The sequence below is a fragment of the Paenibacillus sp. NPDC056933 genome, from assembly GCF_042674385.1.
Classification (GTDB): Bacteria; Bacillota; Bacilli; order Paenibacillales; family Paenibacillaceae; genus Paenibacillus.
Window position 1 is genome coordinate 1 of the sequence record NZ_JBHUQN010000018.1, and the last position, 3,602, is coordinate 3,602.

At 45.4% G+C, this 3,602-nt stretch carries 2 pseudogenes; both read right to left on the reverse strand.

The window, feature by feature from the left end:
* Positions 1–2,426 (reverse strand): annotated as a pseudogene (locus tag ACFTRD_RS32505) (type I polyketide synthase); the annotation flags it as partial.
* A gap of 762 nt (positions 2,427–3,188) precedes the next feature.
* Positions 3,189–3,410, reverse strand: a pseudogene (locus ACFTRD_RS32510) (hypothetical protein); the annotation flags it as partial.
* Positions 3,411–3,602: the final 192 nt, after the last annotated feature.

Genomic DNA, 3,602 nt, shown 5'->3' on the forward strand with positions numbered 1-3,602 from the left:
CCAGGAAGATATCTAGACAGTTCATCAGCAAATGTTCTCGTTGCAGCAGAGGCAACGATTGCCACTGAGGAATGTGATGCTCGGCGTGATGCACCTTCTATGGGTGCCAACTCAAACTGTTTGCCCACTAGACGCATGCTTCTTTCCTGCTGAACTTCGGTTGCCTGGGGAGAAACAGTCATTCTTGATGGCAGTGCTGAACCCTCCGCTTGACGAATTTCGCCAGATTGCGATGGAATCCCTGGTAACCAATACCGCTCTTTAGCAAAGGGATAGGTCGGTAGACTGATTCTACACGGCTTGTGTTCACCGTATAATATTTTCCAATCGATGTTTAGTCCCTTTGCCCACAGTTGAGCGATCTGGATCACTTTACCTTTTGAATGCCACTGACGAATCATTTCTTTAGCATCCTCATCCTCGTAAAGAAGAAGTGCAATATCCTTGTTTGGTTTCCGTTGCCCCCTATAAATGCCTTCGACGCTCTTGTTCCCCTGTAAAAACAAATCTAACAAATACATGAGCTGAGATTTGTCACTTGTAACAAATATGACTCGATCTTCCATTGCTTCCCGTCCGACTTGTAACGTATATGCCAGCTCTTCTAATGAAGGTTCAAGTGTGTCAGCTTCGATTGTCGGTATCAAAAGATTTTCGCTCATCAGACCATTTCGCTTCCCACCGCGCAAGTAATCTAGTAATTTGGCGGCATAGGCACTCAGTCTTTCTTTATTCTTAGCTGAGAGCGGAACGAGAATCGGCTGCTCTCCCTCACTTCCAATTTTTCGCTCATCTTTTCCTTGTTTCGCCGGTATGTATTCCTCCAGAATCAAATGAGCATTTGCACCGGTTGCACCAAATGAACTGATTCCTGCTCTGAGTGGATATTCTTTTTCCTCTCCCTGCTCCTTTAGGATCGGCCGTCTCCATGCTTCGGTCTTCTGCTGTACATAGAACGGAGAACGAGCGAAATCAATATGCGGATTGGGATCAGACGAGTGCAGTGATGGAACCAGCGTTCGATGATACAGCTGTAAAATAACCTTATGCAGCCCTCCAATCCCTGCTGCAGACTCCGCATGTCCAATGTTTGACTTCACCGAACCAATGGAACAATATTGAACATCCTCTGTGTAACGACGGAATGCCTTTTCCAGTCCTTGTATTTCGATGGGGTCCCCCAGCGAGGTACCTGTTCCATGTGCTTCGATATAGCTGATGGTCCGAGGATCGATGCCTGTTTTCTCTAAACAGGTCTCAATCATTTCTCCTTGTGCGACTGGACTTGGCACTGTTATTCCACTTACTGCTCCTACATGATTAATAACACTGCCTTTAATCACTGCGTATATATGGTCGCCATCCTCCTCTGCTTTTCGCAACGATTTGAGCACGACCGTCCCTACGCCTTCTCCAGACACATAGCCATCGCCGCCCTTCCCGAAGGTCCGGCAACGACCATCACTGGCATGCATATCTGCTAAACCGTAGGATACATATTTTCCAGGATGTAGCGACAGATTTACACCGCCTGCTAAGGCAACCTCGCATTCTCCATGACGTATGCTTTCCAAAGCCAGATGCACAGCCGTTAGCGACGAGGAGCATACCGTATCAATGGTCATACTTGGTCCATGAAAATTACAGAAGTACGAAACCCGGTTTGCAATCGGTGCATAATTATGGGACAGCGGGAACAGATTACCTTGCCCTAACGATTCCAAGCCAAGTAACGTATAATCTTTTTGCATAACACCAGCAAAGACTCCAACAGGTCGTCGTTTATTTCTACCTTGAGGAGAAACCAAATCCTCTGGTGTATACCCAGAATCCTCAATTGCTTCCCAGCAGGTTTCTAAAAAAAGCCGTTCCTGAGGGTCCAAGGTTTCCGCCTCTCGTGGAGTGATCCGAAAAAATGAAGCATCAAAGCAATCCGGATCATCAATGAAGCCACCCCATTTAGATATTGGTTTTCCTGAAGGTGAGGATATCCCTTCATTCCGCTTCCAATCCCAGCGTGTCTCTGGAACTTCTCGCACTAAGTCTTTTCCTTCCAACAGATTTAACCAGAAATTAGTCATGTTTGTCGCACCTGGGTAACGCCCTGAAATTCCAATCACAGCAATATCTCCAGATAACGCAGTTGTTGCAACAGCTGACTCGGACAGTGACAAGCTGCTATGATTCTCTTTTATTTTTGATTCTTTATGTGGTTTAGTTTCAAAATTCAGCTTCGTACTTTTTTGGAACACTGAAGCAGCGAAGAAATCCGGATATGCTTCTGACAAATACGTAGCTAATTGAGAAATAGTCGTATACTCGAAGAGCAACGTTGGTGAAAGCTCGGCCCCAATCTTCGTTCCAATCATATCAACAGCTTCCAATAACCCTGGAGAATCCAAACCCATTTCGTAATATCCGATGTTGGTTTCAATTTCCTCTGCAGACTTCTTCAGATACTGCGCCAACACTCCTTTCAGAAAAACTTGTGCCGAAGGAGATTGTTCTTTAACATACTTCGTCTCGGGTAGCACTTGGTTATCCGCCTGCTCCGTTTCTTCTACTATAAGCCGTTGTTGTTCAGTAAGATCATTACTGCCTTCTTGTGAATCAAGGATACTACCATCGCGAACAATTTTGTTCGTTAACTGCTTCATTTCCCCGATTTTGTGACCGACATCATTATAGAAAATGATATCCATATATAATAGCTCACCGTTTCGTTTGATCGACGTGACTGGGATTTTTGCAAGACAGCTATTTTCGATCAAATCTGATGCGCGAAATGACTTGATATATAGAGGCAAAAACAACTTGTCCTCATCCTTTATAAGGGCGTCAAACAGCCCTTCCGATCCAGCACCAACACCATCAATTACAGCGGGATGAAACATAAAATTGGACGAATCAGAGATTCCAATTTCCTTGTCCACACTCAGCTCGATAAAACGAGCCTCATTATCCTCAAACACTTGGCCTTCAGTCTTCATCAAACCAGTGTGAATTAATTTTTGTTTGCTCCAACGCTCATAGAGCTCGGCCATTGAGAATGAACGTGTCGCTGCATTACGGAATGATTCGAAGTCAACACTCTCTTCGTAATCCACCGGTATATAGCGAAACATATCAGCGACGGCATACACAGTCTTAACACCAACCGCTTCCTCGCCCTCCAAACGAACACGCCAGTGGCCCTCTTCCTGCTCGATACAATCGATGGTTAATCGGATTGGGCGATCCTCATGTACAACAAGTGGACGGTAAATCGAAAGATGTTGGAGCTCTAGCTCCCGGTATGAATAGCGATAGATTCGGAACACTTGATAAATCAGATCAATATAAGCCAGTCCCGGCAGTAGCTTTTGTCCAAACGCCTGATGATTGCTAATAACAGGGTTTTTTGTAGACAACGTTATCTGATGTTTAATACTAATCCTCTCCTATCCAAATAAATCCCACACCATCAACTCCCTTTGCTCTGGGAGTGTTACCACTAGGGCATCCCTCTCCTGTTCAATAGGTCCGCGGGTCACATACCCAGCCACACCCGGCTCCCATGCCCCTACGATGACATGAGCGTTAGTCCCACCGTCTGCAAAACA